The sequence below is a fragment of the Polaromonas sp. P3_B4 genome (genome assembly GCF_056402835.1).
In genome coordinates this window covers 405,055-421,279 of the sequence record NZ_JBFUGQ010000002.1, presented here as the reverse complement: position 1 = coordinate 421,279, position 16,225 = coordinate 405,055, and the positions used below count along the sequence as shown (strand labels likewise).

Annotated in this window: 13 protein-coding genes; 2 read left to right on the top strand and 11 right to left on the bottom strand. The window is 60.5% G+C overall.

Going from position 1 to position 16,225, the window contains the following annotated elements; translation table 11 throughout:
* Nucleotides 1-3: 3 nt before the first annotated feature.
* The 7 genes from AC1DVV_RS18755 to tal form a co-directional block, all read right to left on the bottom strand.
* A complete protein-coding gene (locus tag AC1DVV_RS18755) occupies nt 4-1,041 on the bottom strand; it encodes an ABC transporter ATP-binding protein (protein WP_457282608.1) in 1,038 nt (345 codons plus the stop codon).
* A gap of 13 nt (nt 1,042-1,054) precedes the next feature.
* On the bottom strand, nt 1,055-1,879 hold the full coding sequence (locus AC1DVV_RS18750) for a carbohydrate ABC transporter permease (RefSeq protein WP_477702551.1): 825 nt from the start codon (nt 1,877-1,879) through the stop codon (nt 1,055-1,057).
* Between the two features lie 10 nt (nt 1,880-1,889).
* Complete coding sequence (locus AC1DVV_RS18745) at nt 1,890-2,747, bottom strand: carbohydrate ABC transporter permease (RefSeq protein WP_477702552.1); 858 nt, start codon at nt 2,745-2,747, stop codon at nt 1,890-1,892.
* Nucleotides 2,748-2,829: 82 nt separating this feature from the next.
* Nucleotides 2,830-4,137: an ABC transporter substrate-binding protein gene (locus tag AC1DVV_RS18740; RefSeq protein ID WP_477702553.1), complete on the bottom strand. Its 1,308-nt coding sequence runs from the start codon at nt 4,135-4,137 to the stop codon at nt 2,830-2,832.
* A gap of 277 nt (nt 4,138-4,414) precedes the next feature.
* On the bottom strand, nt 4,415-5,275 hold the full coding sequence (locus AC1DVV_RS18735) for a DUF3047 domain-containing protein (RefSeq protein WP_457282604.1): 861 nt from the start codon (nt 5,273-5,275) through the stop codon (nt 4,415-4,417).
* Nucleotides 5,276-5,365: 90 nt separating this feature from the next.
* Nucleotides 5,366-6,943 (bottom strand): glucose-6-phosphate isomerase, encoded by a 1,578-nt coding sequence (gene pgi / locus AC1DVV_RS18730; RefSeq protein WP_477702554.1) that lies wholly within the window; start codon nt 6,941-6,943, stop codon nt 5,366-5,368.
* 20 nt (nt 6,944-6,963) lie between these two features.
* On the bottom strand, nt 6,964-7,911 hold the full coding sequence (gene tal, locus AC1DVV_RS18725) for a transaldolase (RefSeq protein ID WP_457282602.1): 948 nt from the start codon (nt 7,909-7,911) through the stop codon (nt 6,964-6,966).
* 141 nt (nt 7,912-8,052) lie between these two features.
* Between tal and zwf the strand changes: the two genes are divergently transcribed.
* Nucleotides 8,053-9,525, top strand: a complete 1,473-nt coding sequence (zwf, locus tag AC1DVV_RS18720; RefSeq protein ID WP_457282601.1) for a glucose-6-phosphate dehydrogenase — start codon at nt 8,053-8,055, stop codon at nt 9,523-9,525.
* A gap of 128 nt (nt 9,526-9,653) precedes the next feature.
* The gene (locus AC1DVV_RS18715; RefSeq protein WP_457282600.1) at nt 9,654-10,499 is read left to right on the top strand and encodes a MurR/RpiR family transcriptional regulator; all 846 of its coding nucleotides are present in this window, start codon (nt 9,654-9,656) and stop codon (nt 10,497-10,499) included.
* Nucleotides 10,500-10,634: 135 nt separating this feature from the next.
* Here the strand turns inward: AC1DVV_RS18715 and AC1DVV_RS18710 are convergent, their stop codons facing one another.
* From AC1DVV_RS18710 to AC1DVV_RS18695, 4 genes are all read right to left on the bottom strand, one after another.
* A complete protein-coding gene (locus AC1DVV_RS18710; RefSeq protein WP_457282599.1) occupies nt 10,635-11,972 on the bottom strand; it encodes a M20 aminoacylase family protein in 1,338 nt (445 codons plus the stop codon).
* Nucleotides 11,973-12,005: 33 nt separating this feature from the next.
* Nucleotides 12,006-12,866: a DUF3047 domain-containing protein gene (locus tag AC1DVV_RS18705; RefSeq protein WP_457282598.1), complete on the bottom strand. Its 861-nt coding sequence runs from the start codon at nt 12,864-12,866 to the stop codon at nt 12,006-12,008.
* Nucleotides 12,867-13,084: 218 nt separating this feature from the next.
* Nucleotides 13,085-14,185, bottom strand: coding sequence for a porin (locus tag AC1DVV_RS18700; RefSeq protein WP_477667368.1), 1,101 nt, complete (start codon nt 14,183-14,185; stop codon nt 13,085-13,087).
* 355 nt (nt 14,186-14,540) lie between these two features.
* Nucleotides 14,541-15,602, bottom strand: coding sequence for a porin (locus AC1DVV_RS18695; protein WP_477707233.1), 1,062 nt, complete (start codon nt 15,600-15,602; stop codon nt 14,541-14,543).
* Nucleotides 15,603-16,225 lie beyond the last annotated feature (623 nt).

The following is a 16,225-nucleotide window of genomic DNA, read 5'->3' as shown; positions in this document are numbered from 1 at the left end:
AAATCAGGCCGGAACCGCACGGCCTTCACGGTTGAACAGATGAAGCACCGAGGAGTCGAGCTCGACCGCCACATCGTCACCCGCATGAAGCGGTGTCCGCTCGTTCTGGCGCGCTATCAACGGTACGCCGCCGACGTCGACGTGAATCAGGGTATCGGCACCGAGTGCCTCGATCAGCTCCACGCGGCCTTGCACACCCAAAGCAGCGGCCTGCTTCGGATGCACGCGCAAGCCTTCCGGCCGGACGCCCAGGAAACCATCGCTCGGCAGGCGCCCGCCGGTGGCCGCCGAGAAGCTCGGAATGGCGCTCGCCGCCACCATGTTCATCGACGGCATACCGATGAACTGCGCGACAAACCGGTTCGCCGGGTGGTCGTAGAGTTCCAGCGGCGTGCCGACCTGCTCGATCAGTCCGTCCCTGAGCACCACTACGCGGTCGGCCAGCGTCATCGCCTCGACCTGGTCGTGCGTGACGTAAATGGTCGTCGCGCCGAGCGCGCGGTGCAGCTTGTGGATTTCGACGCGCGTGTTGCCGCGCAACGCGGCATCCAGGTTGGACAAGGGCTCGTCGAACAGGAACACCTTGGGTGCACGCACGATGGCGCGGCCAATCGCCACCCGCTGCCGCTGTCCGCCCGACAGGTCTTTCGGTGTGCGGCCCAGGTACTGGGTGAGGTTGAGCGTTTTGGCCGCGTACTCGACCTTGGCCTGGATCTCGTCCTTCGGCACGCCCGCAAGCTTGAGCGCAAAGGACATGTTGTCGTACACACTCATGTGCGGGTAGAGCGCGTAGCTCTGGAACACCATCGCCAGGTCACGCTTGCCCGAAGGCGTCCAGGTGATGTCTTTGCCGTCCAGCAGCAAGTTGCCTTTGGTGATGGGCTCAAGCCCCGCGATGAGGCGCAGCAGTGTCGATTTTCCGCAACCTGAGGGTCCGACGAAGACGATGAACTCGCCCTTGTTGATTTCAAGATCAACACCGCGGATGATTTGGGTTTCCCCGAAGCTTTTCTCGATGTTCTTGAGTTCCAGATAAGCCATAAGTCAATTCCTTTCACTTCACCGCACCGAATGTGAGGCCTTGCACCAGCTGTTTCTGGCTGAACCAGCCGAACACGACGATGGGTGCGATCGCCATCAGCGAGGCGGCTGACAATTTGGCCCAGAACAGACCTTCAGGGCTGGAGTACGATGCGATCAATGTCGCCAGCGTGCCGGCCTTGGCCGAACTGAGGTTGAGCGCCCAGAAGGCCTCGTTCCAGCTCAGCACCAGGCACAGCAGGCCGGTCGAAGCGAGACCGCCCACCGACAGCGGCAGCACCACATGGCGGAATTCGGTCCAGAGGCTCGCACCGTCCATGCGTGCGGCTTCCAGGATTTCGTTGGGAATGTCCTTGTAGGCGCTGTAGAGCATCCACACCATGATCGGCAGGTTCGCCAGCGTGAACACGATGGTCAGCGCGGTGAGCGAATCCAGCAGGCCCGCGGTCTGCGCAAGAACATAGATCGGCACCAGCGCACCCACCGCCGGCATCATCTTGGTGGAAAGCATCCACATCAGGATGTCGCGTGTTCTCTTCGTACGGAAGAAGGCCATCGAGTATGCGGCGGGTGCCGCGATCAACAGGCCGATGATGGTTGAACCCAGACTGGTGATGAGCGAGTTGCGCGCATACAGCAAATAGTCACTGCGGCGCTGCACTTCGCTGAAGTTGTCGAGCGTGGGCTCGAAAATAAAGAGCGGCGGCACATGAATCGCCTGCAGCTCGGTCTTGAAGGCCGTGAGAAACAGCCAGCCGAGCGGGAAAAACAGCAGCAGCGCCACGGCCCAGGCACCCACAGTGCGCAGCAGTAGCGGAAGAAAATTACTGGGTTGCACAATCGTTCCTTCAGTCGAGGTTCTTGCCGACGATGCGGATGAGGAACACCGCAACGATGTTGGCCACCACCACCGCAAACAAAGCACCTGCCGATGCCACGCCCACGTCAAAGTTCATCAGCGACTGCTTGAAGATCATGTAGGTGAGATTGGTGCTCTCGTTGCCCGGACCGCCATTGGTGGTGATGGCGATCTCGGCGAACACGCTGAGCAGAAAGATCATTTCGATCATGATCACCACCGCCATCGGCCGGCCGAGATGCGGAATGATGAGATAGAAGAACCGCTGGAACGAACTTGCACCGTCCATGCGCGCCGCTTCCATCTGCTCGCGGTCGAGCGACTGCAGCGAGGTAATGAAGATCAGGCAGGCAAAGGGCAGCCACTGCCAGGCCACCATGATGATCACCGACAACAGCGGCACATCGGTGAGCCAGTCGACCGGTTGCGCGCCGAAAAAACGCCAGAGGTCGGCAAGCACGCCGTAAATCGGATTCATCATCATGTGCTTCCACAGCAGCGCGTTCACTGCGGGCATGACGAAGAACGGCGAGATAAGCAGCACGCGCACAATGCCTCGCCCCGGAAAGGGCTCGTTCACCAGCAGCGCGAGCAGCACACCGAACACCACCGTGATGATGATCACGCTGCCGATAAGCAGGAGCGTGTTCCAGGTCGCAGGCCAGAAGTCCGGATCGGTGATGAAGTACTGGAAGTTCTCGATGCCGATGAACGGATGCTCGCCGGGCTGCATGAGGTTGTAGCTCACGAACGAGAAATACAGGGTCATCACGAGCGGCACGATCATCCAGAGGAAGAGCGTGAGCACTGCGGGCGCCATGAGCGCGCGAGGCAGGAGGCGGTTCATGTTGTGGGTCCCGGGGCGTCAGGTCAGAACTGCCGCGGATCCGGCTTCACCAGTCCGCGGGCAGTGCATGCAGCCTGAGGGTTTACTTGTAATACCCGGCCTTCTTCATCTCGCGCTCGGCCGCCGTCTGTGATGTCTTCAGGGCCTGGTCCACCGTGACCTTGCCCGACAGCGCCGCACTCATCTGCTGGCCCACCGCCACGCCGATGGCCTGGAACTCGGGAATCGCCGCGTACTGCACGCCGACGTAGGGCGACTTGGGCAGCGTGCTGTCGCTGAGGTTGGCACTGTCGATGGCCTTCTTCTCGGCGGCAGCAAACTTCGCAACCTTCTGGAACTCGGGGTTGGCGTAGGTCGACTTGCGCGTGCCGGTGGGTACCGTCCCCCAGCCATGTTCCCTGGCGACCAAGTTGATGTACTCCTTGGAAGTAGCCCACTTCACGAAGGTCTGGGCAGCTGCGCCCTTGGTCGAGCTGGCCGGAATGGCCAGGTTCCAGGTCCACAGCCAGTTGGCGCCCTTGGGCGTGACGGCAACAGGGGCCTGGGCAAAGGCCACCTTGTCGGCCACCTTCGACTGCTTCGGATCGCTGATGAACGAGGCGGCGATGGTTGCATCCACCCACATGCCGCACTTGCCTTCGTTGAAGAGTGCGAGGTTTTCGTTGAAGCTGTTGGCCGAGGCGCCGGGCGGGCCGTAGGCTTTCATCAGGTCCACGTAAAAGCCGATCGCGTCCTTCCAGGGCTTGGTGTCGATTTGCGGCTTCCATTGCATGTCAAACCACTGGCCGCCGTTGGTATTGACCAGCGTGGTCAGGAAGGCCATGTTGTCGCCCCAGCCCGGCTTGCCGCGCAGGCACATGCCGTACACCCCGGCTTTCGGATCGTGGATCTTGCCAGCCAGTTCCTTCACCTGTGTCCAGGTGGGCTGCTCGGGCATCTTGAAGCCGACCTTGTCGGCGAGGTCCTTGCGGTACATGAGCATCGAGCTCTCGCCATAGAACGGCGCGGCGTAAAGCTTGCCTTCGTGCGACAGGCCGGCACGGATGGCGGGCAACAGGTCGTCGACGTCATAGGCGGCATCGGTGGCAATGGGCTGCAGCCAGCCCTTCTTCGACCAGATCGGCGCTTCGTACAGGCCGATGGTCATCACGTCGAACTGCCCGCCCTTGGTGGCGATGTCGGTGGTGACGCGCTGGCGCAACGTACCTTCTTCGAGCGTGACCCATTTGAGCTTGATGTCGGGATGGGCCTTCTCGAAAACCGGCGTGAGCTTCTGCATTTCGATCATGTGGCCGTTGTTCACCGTCGCCACCACGAGTTCGGTCACGGCATGGGCCATGCCGGCGCCTGAGAGTGCAAGCACCAGGCCTGCCTGGATAAAACGCTTCATAGGGTGTCTCCTTCGTTATGTCAGTCGAAACGGCCGCTTTGCCGTTCACTGCATTTTGAAGAAAGGTCCTTGCGGGTTTGATACCAGATCAGGGAACTTCAATACTTTGTTGCATTAAAGGAGTGGTAATTTCCCTAAATTCCGCATCATTAGATGCAACAAATTGTCAAGACCGACGTGACGCGCTCCTCCAATCCAAGCCGTCAGCCTGGGTCGTTTGCACCAACGGACAGAGAAATCAGATCGGGCGGCATCAACACGCCGACCGGTCGCGGCGCTATTTGCGCGCGACAGCCGATGCCGGCACCAGCTTGAGTGGCCCGTAGAAGGCCTGCAGCTGACCCTCGTTCTTTTCGCCTTCGGTGAAGACGGCGAAGCTCAGCAAGGCGCCCGGATCTTCGCCAAAGGCCTTGCGGTAGTCGGCGCGGATGTCACGCTCGTAGCTGCGCCATTCGTTGTAGCCGTGGTCGCCCGAATCGACAATGATCTTGCGGATACGGTCGGTGCGGTCGTTGACGACGACTTCGCCCGGCCGGTTGACGCGCGACCACGAATAAACCAGCGTCGCGAACGGCATTTCTTCGCCGGTCAGCAGCCGGCTCAACTCGGACAGCAGGGAATTTTTCATCGACAGCCGCGAGCGGTCACCTTCGAACGCGAGCACCACCCGCACCGGCACATCCTCGAGTTGCGGCAGCGCGAGGTTGGCACCCGCACCGGCGTACGGCACGTTCCAGGAAAAGCGCACGAGCCCTAGCTGGTCGGGCTCGATGCGGTGGCGATGGCGCAGGATGCTGCCGGACGCCTCGACCTTTGCGAGCACCGCGTCGCGACCTTCATGACGCACATAGCTGTAGCTGGCCGGCTGCTTGCCGGGCACGCGGAAGATTTCCCACTTGAGGTCGTCCGGTTTGAGCTCGCCAGCCTTGGGCGGGGCCGACATCTCGGCCCAGGCGGTACCCGTGACCCCCTCCGCCGGGCCCAGCGTGCCGCCGCGGCTGACCGGCTCATCGACATCAGTGTCCTCGTCAGGAGCTGAGCGTGTCGCGCAGCCGGAGACCAGAGCCAGCGTGAGAAACGCTGCGGCGAACATCGAAAAACGGGGGGAAAGGCGGCGAAGCGGAAGGGAAAAAGACATGATGCGAAGCCATCGAAAAATCGGCGATGTGGCAAGTTGACCACGGAAGCGCGCGCTCCCGCAATGGAAAAACGCACACTTTTGCGGTATTCAGCCGGCAATTTTGCGCAGCAGGCCGGCGGTCGAGCCATCAAGGCCGGATATGTCCCCGCTGCGCAGGCGTGGCTCGATGTCTTTGGCCAGCACCTTGCCGAGCTCGACGCCCCACTGGTCAAAACTGTTGATGCCCCAGATCGCACCGCTGACAAACACACGGTGCTCCTGCAGGGCAATCAGCGCGCCCAGGCTGGCTGGTGTAAGCCGCTCAAGCAACAGGAAAGTACTGGGACGGTTGCCAGGGAAATGCCTGTGGCCGCCGGCCTCTTCTTTTCCAGTCATCAAGGCTTGCGTCTGGGCCAGGACGTTGGCCAGCAATTTGGCGTGATGCCCCGGCAAGTCATGCGGCGCGTGCGCGGCTGTCTTGACCGCCACAAACTCGACCGGCACCACCGACGTCCCCTGGTGCAGCATCTGGAAGTAAGCGTGCTGGCCGTTGGTGCCCGGTTCGCCCCACAGCACCGGCGACGTTTCAAACGGCAAGGCCTTGCCATCCGCATCCACACGCTTGCCGTTGCTCTCCATCTCGAGCTGCTGCAGGTAGGCCGGCAGGCGGCGCAGGGCGCTGCTGTAGGGCGCGATGCTGCGGCTGGTGAACCCGTGAAAATTGCGGTACCAGACATCGAGCAGCCCCAGGCGCACCGGCAGGTTGCGCTCCAGCAGTGCGGTGCGAAAGTGCTCATCCATGGCGTGCGCGCCGGCCAGCAGCTCGCGAAAGCCGGCTGCGCCAATGGCGATGGCCACCGGCAAGCCGATGGCCGACCACAGCGAATAACGCCCGCCCACCCAGTCCCAGAAACCAAAGGTGGTGCTGATGCCGAATTCGTTGGCTGCCGCGACATTGGTCGTCAGTGCGGCGAAATGCCGGCTGATGTCGCGTCCGCCCTGTGCCTCAAACCAGCGCCGGGCCGAATGCGCATTGGTCATGGTCTCGGTGGTGGTGAAGGTTTTGGACGCGATCAGGAACAGCGTGCTTTGCGGCTTGAGCCCCTTGAGCACGGTAGCCAGCTCGTCCCCATCCACATTGGAGACAAAGTGAACGCGCTTGCCCGTGGCGGCAAATTCGCCGAGCGCCAGCACCGCCATTTGGGGCCCCAGGTCGGAGCCGCCTATGCCGATATTGACAACATCGGTGATGGCGGCATCCGCGCGCACCTGTTCGGCATAAGCGAGCATGGCGTCCAGCGTGGTGTGAACCTGGGTCAACTCGGTTGCTATATTTTTAATAGCTGCCGGCGCAACACCATCCTGGGCTACAGCCGGATTTCGCAGTAAAAAATGCATCACGGCGCGCTTTTCGGTGCCGTTGATCAGTTCCCCGGCGAACATGGCGTTGCGGTGCTGCTCCAGCCCGCACGCGCGCGCAAGGTCAAACAACAAAGCCTGGCTGCCGGTGTCGATCAGGTTTTTGGAAAGGTCCGCAAAAACGTGTGGTGCATCCTGGCTGAAGCTGGTGAAGCGATCCGGATCGGCAGCAAATGCAGCCTTCAGGTCGAAATCTTTGCCGGAAGCGGCATATAGCGCCTGCAGCGCAGGCCATGCGGAAGTCTGGTCGCAACGCAGTCGGTTCATGACGTGTCCTGTGCGGGAGGTTATGCGGCCAGCATCAGCTGCTCAAGTTTCACGGCATCGGCCGCGAAAGCGCGAATGCCTTCGGCCAGCTTCTCGGTGGCCATGGCGTCTTCGTTGAGCGCGTAACGGAATCCGGCTTCGTCAAAGTTCACTGGGGGCAAATCCAGCGCCGCTGCGGCTTTGGCATCGAGTGCGCGCGGCAGCGCGGTATCGCTGGCGGCAAGCTGGGCCAGCAGTTCCGGGCTGATGGTCAGGAGGTCGCAGCCGGCGAGTGCAGTGATCTGGCCCACGTTGCGAAAGCTCGCGCCCATCACCTCGGTGGCAATGCCGAAGTGCTTGTAATGGTTGTAGATCTCGCGCACCGACTTCACGCCGGGATCATTGGCGCCGGCCATGGCGGCTTCGTCCCAGGCGGCGCCGGCAGATTTTTTGTACCAGTCGTAGATACGGCCGACAAACGGCGAGATCAACTGAACCTTGGCCTGGCCGCAGGCGATGGCCTGGCAGAACGAAAACAGCAGCGTGAGGTTGGTGTGGATGCCGCGCTGTTCCAGCTTTTCGGCCGCCTGTATGCCTTCCCAGGTGGCAGCGACCTTGATCAGCACGCGGTCAATGTGAATGCCTTCAGCCTGGTAGAGCTCGATGATGCGCTCGCCGCGCGTATACGTTGCGTTGGCGTCAAAGCTCAGGCGGGCATCAACCTCCGTCGAGACTCGGCCCGGAATGATAGAAAGGATTTCGCAGCCAAAACGCACCAGCAGACGGTCCATGACTTCGTCAAGCGCCCGGCCCTTGAAGCGGCTCACGGTGTCCTTCAACAGCGGCTGGTAATCAGCCTTCTGCACCGCCTTGAGGATCAGCGACGGATTGGTGGTGGCGTCCTGCGGCTTGAACTGCCCCAGTTGCTTGAAGTCACCGGTGTCAGCGACTACGGTGGTGAACTGTTTCAGGGCGTCAAGTTGGGTCATGGCTGGGTGGCTGGTCAAAACGCGGAGTGGTCCGGATGAAACACCGCGCGGTGCCTGGGTGCAGGCATTTCACGGGTTCGATGTCGAGTTACCATTATGCCCATAGAATATGAAACTTTATTACCAAGACAATTTTTTACCATGAGTTTTGACCTCATCCTGTTTGGCGGCACCGGCGACCTGGTGTGGCGCAAGATCATGCCGGCCCTGTTCCAGGCCTTCCGCCACGGCTCATTACCAGAGGGCGGGCGCATTGTGGGCGTGGCACGCGACGATTTGTCGGACGACCAGTACCGCGCGCTGATCAAGTCCCGGTTTGACAATGTCGAGCTGGCCAAGCGGCCGAGCGAAGAGGAGTTCTCGCGCTTCGCGGCGATGTTGGGCTACCTGCGCATGGACTTGTCCAACCCGGCCGACTATGCCGCACTGGCTGCGAAACTGCAGCAGCGGCCCGCCGACGTGGTGGTGATGTACGTGGCCACCGCGCCCAGCCTCTTCACCACGGTCTGCGAGCAGATCGCCGCCGCGGGCCTGAACGGCCCGCAGACGCGCGTGGTGCTCGAAAAGCCGCTGGGCCACGACCTGGCCTCCAACCGCGCCATCAACAAGACGGTACGCAGTGTTTTGAGCGAGCAGCAGATCTTTCGCATCGACCACTACCTGGGCAAGCCCTCGGTGCAAAACCTGTTTGCGCTGCGCTTTGGCAATTCGCTGTTTGAACCGCTGTGGCGCCGCGAAACCATTGCCAACATCCAGATCACCATCGCCGAAGACCTGGGCGTGGAAAAGCGTGGTGCGTTTTACGACAGCACCGGCGCGCTGCGCGACATGGTGCAAAACCATGCGCTGCAGCTGCTGTGTGCCATCGGCATGGAGCCACCCATCAACTCGCACGCCGATGCCATCCGTGACGAAAAGCTCAAGGTACTGCGATCGCTGAAAGCCTGGACGCCTGAAACACTGAGCCAGCATGTGGTGCGCGGCCAATACGCGGCCGGCAACATCGACGGCGAGGCCGTGCCCGGCTACCGCGACGAAAAAGGCGTGCCCCCTGACAGCAGGACCGAAACCTTTGTGGCCCTGCGCACCGAGATCGCCAACTGGCGCTGGGCCGGTGTACCGTTTTACATCCGCACCGGCAAGCGTCTGGCTGGCCGGGACGCGCACATCGAGGTGAACTTTCGCCCCGCGCCGCACGCGATTTTCAAGTCGGCGCTGGCCGGCTCCAATGTGGCCAACCGGCTGGTGATCAACCTGCAACCCAAGGACGGCCTGGAGCTGCACCTGCTTGCGCAGGGTGCCGACCAGCGCACGGGGGGCCGCGGCACGCCTTCACTGGCGCCGGTGCAGCTGGACCTGGATTTCGACAAACGCTTCGGCTCCGAGCGCGTGGGCGCTTATGAACGGTTGCTGCTGGATGTGATCGACGGGCGCTTGAATCTTTTCGTGCGCAGCGACGAGCAGGAAGAAGCCTGGCGCTGGGTCGAACCCATCATGGACAGCTGGAGCAACCAGGCGAGTGCGCCACGGCCTTATGCCGCCGGCACCTGGGGGCCTAGCGCTGCGAGCGCGATGATTGCCAGAGACGGCTATTGCTGGTCAGAGGAATGTTAGCCCCCACGGTCACTCACTTCGTGTGTTCCCTGCCCCCCGAGGGGGCCGCCCGCCTGCGGCCCGGCAAAGCCGGTTCCGCGGCTCATGCTGGTTGGAGCAAACGCCACGCGCCACTGGAGACATAGCCAATGCTCGACCGAATCAAGGCGTCCCTTCCCTCTCTTGCACCCGCCGAGCAACGCGTGGGCCGGTTGGTGCTGGCCGACCCGCGGGCATTTGCCAATTTGCCGATCACGGAGCTGGCGAGCCGCTCGCATGTGAGCAAGCCGACAGTGGTGCGGTTTTGCCGCAGCATGGGCTATGACGGGCTGTCGGACTTCAAGCTCAAGCTGGCGGGCAGCGTGAGTGAGGGCGTACCTTTCATCCACCGCAGTGTGGACGCGGACGACAAGACCGGCGACGTGATGGTCAAGGTGATCGACAACACGGTAGCGGCGTTTTTGAAATACCGCAACGATGCGAGTTCCGTGGCCGTTGAGCGGGCCGCCGACGCGTTGCTGGCCACGTACAACACCGGCAAGCGGATTGAGTTCTTCGGCGTGGGCAACTCGGGCATCGTGGCGCAGGATGCGCAGCACAAGTTTTTCCGCCTGGGCATCACCAGCATCGCCTACAGCGACGGCCACATGCAGGTGATGAGCGCCTCGCTGCTGGGGCCGGGCGATTGCGTGGTGGTGATTTCCAACTCTGGCCGCACGCGCGATTTGATGGACGCCTGCGACATCGCCCGCAAGAACGGCGCGACCACGATCGTCATCACCGTCACCGGTTCGCCGTTGGCCGCAGCCGGCAACATCCACCTGGCAGCCGATCACCCCGAGGGCTACGACCGCTACAGCCCCATGGTGTCGCGCCTGATGCATCTGATGATCATCGACATCCTGGCAACCTGTGTGGCACTGCGCATCGGCAGCAAGCTGCAACCGTTGCTTAAGGAAATGAAAAACAACCTGCGTAACAAGCGTTATGCCTGAGACGGGCACAGACAGGTGAGGCGCAGACGTGGCCTGCGTCGTTCCGCCTGTGATAGCGGCCCCTTGGAGTATCAAGAAGAATTTGCCCGCAGCCCATAAGGGGTGTGCGCAAGCAGCTATTAAATTAATAGCAAATCAGCGCAGCGGCAGCGAGCGTTCGACAATTCCTGCAAACAGCGCCGAGCCCAGCGGCAGCACGCTGTCATTGAAGTCATAGCAGCTGTTGTGCAAAAAGCGGCTGCCCACGCCGCCCACGGTTCCGCCTTTGCCATCGGGCAACTGCTCGCCCTGGCCCAGGCGCAAGTAGGCACCCGGCTTGACCCTGAGCATGAAGGAAAAGTCTTCGGAGCCCATGCTGGGCTCAAGGTTGCGCACAACGTTCTCTGCACCCACGAGCTGTTCGGCGACGCTGGTGGCCAGCTCGTATTCGACCGGTGAGTTGATGGTGGCCGGGTAGATCCGTTCGTACTTGACGGTGGCCGTGGCGCCAAAGCCCTGTGCCACGGCGGCACACAACTCCTTGAGGCGCCGCTCGACCAGGTCCTGCACTTCCGGTTTGAAGGTGCGTACCGTGCCGACCAGTGTGGCATTGCCAGGCACCACACTCATCGCGCCCAGGTCGCCTGCCTGGACGGCGCAAATGCTGATCACGGCGTTGTCCATGGCCTTGACGTTGCGCGAGACGATGCCTTGCACCGCTGTGATGATGTGAGCGGCCACCAGCACCGGATCGACCGTGAGATAGGCGTGTGCCCCGTGGCCACCCTTGCCGGTAATCTCGATGGTGATGCGGTCGGCCGCGGCCATCATGGGGCCGGGATTGATCCCGATGGTGCCAGGCTGCATCGCGGGCCAGTTGTGCATGGCGTAAATGGCCTGCACGGGAAAACGCTCGAACAAGCCGTCCTTGATCATCGCATCGGCCCCGCCACGGCCTTCTTCCGCGGGCTGGAAAACCAGCACCGCATCGCCGGCAAAATTGCGGGTCTCTGCGAGGTAACGGGCGGCGCCTACCAGCATGGTGGTATGCCCGTCATGCCCGCAACCGTGCATCAACCCGGCCTTGGCGGACTTCCAGCCAAACTCGTTGTGCTCTGTCATGGGAAGCGCGTCCATGTCAGCGCGCAATCCGATCATGGGCTTAAAACCAGGTTGACCGGAAGCCTTGACTGGCTGCTGACCTCTGATGACAGCCACAACACCTGTTTTACCGACACCGGTGTGCACCTCGTCTACGCCACATAACTTGAGCGCATGCACTACCCGGCTGGAGGTGTAAACCTCTTCAAACCCGAGTTCCGGGTGGGCATGCAGGTCGCGCCGGAAGGCGGTCAGTTCGGGGTGGTACTGCGCTATTTGCGCAAAGGCCCGGCCGGAGGCGCGAAGCGGCGAGGGGCGGTCGGGGTTTGCAATATCTCCCGCTGCGGCGGGCTGAATGGATGAAGCACTTGGAAGGTTTGCCGGAGCGCGCATGTCAGTGGAGTCCCGAGTTCAGCAGGTTAAATACTAGTCCTGAAGGGACAGCGGTGCAAATCCAGGGGTTTGTGAAACCTGCAGCAATTCCGGGGCCAGTGCCGGCGTGGCCACGATGCTTGCGGTTTTGTTTTTGAGGCTGACGGGGCCATACCAGGCCTTGGTGATTTGGCGCGTGTTGTCGCTGTCAGTCATGATGGCGACACCGACCAAAGCGCCGGGCGGCTCGCCGAAGGCCTTTTGGTAGTCGGCACGAATGTCGCGCTGGTAGTCGAGCCAGCGATCAAGGCGGCCGGGACCGGATTCGATCACCACTTTGCGGATTCGGTCGGTCCGTGTATTGATGATCACGCTTTCTGGCGCGCTGTGAGAGCCCCAGACATACATGAGCGTCGCGTATGGTAGCGGCTCGCCTGTCAGTGCCAATGCAAGCTCTGAAAGCATGGCGTTCTTGGCCGAAAACTTCGACCTGTCACCTTCAAAGGCCAGGACCACACGCACGGGTGAATCATCGCTGTCGCGTTGCGTCATGTCCGCACCCACAATCATCTTCGGTACCTTCCAGGAAAAGCCCAGGGTTCCAAGTTCTGCAGACTCTACACGCAGGTTCTGCCGCAGCATGCTGGCGGCGCTGTCGGATTCACCAAGAACGGCATTGCGCCCGTCCAGGCGAATGGCACGGTAACGTGTCGACTTCTTGCCCGGGAAAGTGCAGTGCTGCCACTTAACGGTATCTGCATCAGTGCTTGTAGACGATGCAGAAGTCCAGTCGACATTCGTGCTGGCTATAGGGGCGGAAGTCCCGAACCCCGCGCAGCCAGCGGCAAGAAACAGGTAGCCGGCAGCCAGCAAGCGCAACGTGCGAACGAAGAAACGGTGATGTGTCAGTGGCATTGAACGTGGGGGAACAGCAATGAACCTGGTCAGTTGCGTCTTGTCTAAATATCAAGACCTTGGTATCTAACGCGGCAGATGCGAAAAAGTTTCACAAATTCCAACGACTCACAACATCAAGCGGCAGTTCGTACGTTTTTTCACGAAAAAAGCCGCCCCGGGTTACCCCGAGACGGCTTTTAGATTCTCATCAAAAACTGGCTTAAGCCAGCTTCAGATTAGAACGTGTGGCGAACACCAGTGGCCAGCAGCGAACGCTTGCTGGTGGTAGCGGCATTCACGCCAGACTCAACCTTGGTGTTGATGTAGCCAGCGTACAGGGTCGTGCGCTTGGACAGATCGTACGTACCGAGCAGGCTGTAGCCCTTACCCTTGTTGGTAGAACCGCCGCCTTCGCTCTTGGCGCGCTCGTAGCCAATGGCCACGGTTGCTGCACCGAAGGGAGCGCTCAGGCCGATTTGGTACTCTTTGTCTTTGAGCGTGTTGTTCTTGGCGGTGTTGTAGCTACCCACCAGCTTGACAACGCCGAAGTCGTAGGTTGCGCCGAGCAGGTTGTACTTGCGCGAGTCAGCAACCGCAATGCCAGGCGTTGCGCCAACAGCAGGTCCACCGGTAGCGCCGGAGAACATGGTGGAACCAATGGCTTCTTTTTCACGCTGATATGCGTAACCGACCAGCAGAGGGCCGTTAGCGTACTTCAGCTGGATGCTGGAGCTGTTGGAAGCAGAAGCGGTAGCCGTCTTGTCTTCGCCAAAACCATAAACCACCGAGCCGCTGAAGCCGCCGAAATCAGGCGAGTCGTAACGAACAGAGTTGTTGGTACGGTTACTGTAGTCTTGAATGCCGGTGCCCCACACGGTGCCGGTCTGGGCAAAGGTGTTGGAGTCATAGGTATTGTTGGTTGCACCGCGGAGCGAGTCATAAGCGGTGTACTGACGACCCAGACGAACTTCGCCGAAGGAGCCTTTCAGGCCAACAGTTGCAACGCGACCAAACAGGATCGAAGCGGTAGAGTTAGCGCTGCCGCCGTTGTTGGCCAGAGCGCCAGTGGAAATGTCAAAACCGCTTTCCAGCGTGAACACTGCAGCCAAACCGCCGCCCAGATCTTCGCTACCACGCAGGCCCCAACGCGAGCTGCTCAAGCCGCTGCCATTGATCTGGCCTTGGCTAACTTTGGTTTCGGTACCAGCGGTAGACACTTTGGTAACGTTTTGGCCGATGTAGGCATCAGCAACGCCGTACAGGGTCACGGAAGATTGGGCATGCGCGACGCCAGCGGTTGCAGCGAGTGCAGCCAGGGCGATAAGAGTCTTTTTCATTGAGAGTTTCTCCAAGGTTAAACATAGGGCTCCGGCACGGGGACCATTTCAGACTTACGCCTTCATGGCACCACCAGAGACCCGGGCCAACCCCCGTTTCGGGAAGTTGGGTCTATTGCACCAGACTGGGCTTCAATTCGCAAAGGAATGCCCGAAAAAACAGTCAAGCCGTTGTGCTCAAGCCACAAATAGGCGGTGACCCGTGGAAAAGAAACAACGCCAGCGAAAACCCAGGATTTCTGCTTGCCAGAATCGGGTTTTTAGCCTGATTTCAGTCGGCCCAAAGAAAAAAGCCGTTTCACTGAAACGGCTTTTGAGAGAACCCAGGCAAGCCCGGGTTTAGATCCAACCTGGATTAGAACGTGTGGCGAACGCCAACACCGTAGGTGCTGGTCTTGCGATCGGTCACACCGGCACCGGTTTCCTTGCCGCTCTGAACACCAGCGTACAGGTTCGTACGCTTGGAGAGCGCATACAGACCAGCCAGGCTATAGCCGGTACGCTTCAGCTCGGAAGCACCAGCTGGGCGGGTGCTCTTGGAGCGGGCATAACCGCCGGACAGGGTGAACGTGCTGTTGACTGGGAAGTCAAGGCCAATTTGATACTCTGTCGCTTTGTCCTGTGCCAAACCGGTCACAGGGGTGGTGCCGTTCTTCACAGTACCGTAAGCGCCGAGCAGCTTGACCACGCCGAAGTCATAGGAACCGTTCAACTGCGTGTACTTGATGGCAGTGCTGGCACCAGTGGCTTTTTCGGTCTGATAGGCCAAGGAAGCACCGATAGGGCCGTTTGCATAAGCAACGTTAAAGCTGGCGATCTTGCCGGCGCTGACAGTAGCGGTTTTGTTTTCGCCGAAGCTGTACATCGCAGCAGCAGAGAAACCAGCCAGATCTGGGGTCTGGTAGTACACGGAATTGCCTGGACGATCCTGGTAGCTGTTGCTGGCCCACACGCTGGTGGAAGGCGCGAACAGGAGCGAGTCGAAGCCAGCAGCGCCGGAGCCCTTGACCATGTCGTACGGGGTCCACATTTTGCCGAGCTTCAGCTCACCGAAGCCACCAGACAGACCAACCCAGGACTGACGGCCAAAGATTGCATTGGAGGTCGCGCCGGTGTAGGGATTGGTGTAGTTGTTTGCAGCACCGGTGCTGGGGTCAAAGCCGGCTTCCAGCAGGAAGTTGGCTTTCAGGCCGCCGCCGAGGTCCTCAGAACCCTTCAGGCCGAAACGGCTGGTCTGCAGACCACCACCGCTACCGGAAAAAGGATGGGCAACGTTCACGCCGGACTGGCTGACGCCGTTGTCCTTGACGGTACCAACCCAAGCGTCCACGAGTCCATAAACGGTCACGGTGGACTGGGCAGAAGCCATGCCGGAAACGGCCAGCACGGCCAAAGCAACTAGGCTTTTCTTCATCATTAGAAAATCTCCAAAAGGTGGAAAACAAACACTGCTACGAAACAAACATTTATAAGGGCTCAGTGACTACCCTTAGGCCAATTTAACCAAAGAGTCACAAATCACACAAAGCCTTATCTCTACTATTAGCAACGTTCATACCCGAATTGTTGGCCCCTAACAACGCATTGCATTTGCGCACGCTGGAGGTGCGCGCACGGATGCGCCGGCCGAACGAAGCCGTACGAGGGAAGTTTGCAGGTAGCCGGGGCAGACTGCCCCAAAGCAGGGCACCCGCCCCCAGATGCCCTGCCTTGGTGAAAAACACAAACCCAAGTCGTTTTCTATCTCCAGGAAGCGTTATGGCTAAAAAAAATCGAGCAAGAAGGGGGACAGGCTGGCGTAGTGCGGCATGAACCGTTGTAAACGCGAGTCACTCTGCTGCCGCCAACCCGCCAGTCGCCCCGGATTAGAGGTCAAACCCTAGCCACCGGTTGCGCATGGCTGCGTCGTTCTCCAGCCTCGCTTAAAACGATCTTCAGCATCAGAATTTGAGAGGGGAAACACAATTTCCTGGCAACCTCCCAAGGTTTGCCGCCAGCATCAGCCGGGGCAAGAAAACATCGGGTTTTCCCCTGTCGCAA